At 64.1% G+C, this 387-nt stretch carries 1 protein-coding gene; it reads right to left on the bottom strand.

The genetic code is table 11. The annotated features are described in order from the left end of the window. Positions 1–75 precede the first annotated feature (75 nt). Positions 76–276, bottom strand: coding sequence for a hypothetical protein (locus AC2CJA_RS27345; RefSeq protein WP_484605294.1), 201 nt, complete (start codon positions 274–276; stop codon positions 76–78). Positions 277–387: the final 111 nt, after the last annotated feature.

Raw genomic sequence — 387 nt, 5'->3', positions numbered from 1 at the left:
ACGAACATTGCTGCTGGACTCCGCCACCACACCCGCGACGCCAACCGTCCGCTGACCACCCTCGGCATCACGTGATCAACCAGGACACATCACCTGAACGACGCGCCCCTGGGTGGGGATGGTGCGCTCACGGCCGTCGTCGGAGGACCCGCAGGCGCTGAATCCGAAGTGCGCGATGACGCGCACCATCATGCCGCTGGAGGTCACCGCTTGTTCGCGCGCTTGTGCCCTGACCTGCGGTTGCCACTCGGATTCCGTCTTCTCCACCAGGGCCACCTAGTACTCCAGTCTGACTTTGCGATCTTGCTGCGGACCCGGCTGGAAACGGGTACGGCCACCGCGTGATCATCGGTTGGTGTGTGGACAAACGAAGATCGTGCGGTGGCC

It is taken from the genome of Streptomyces sp. ATLC9, from assembly GCF_057196705.1.
Note: the sequence above shows the minus strand (reverse complement) of the source record. Positions and strands in the feature narration are given on the sequence as shown.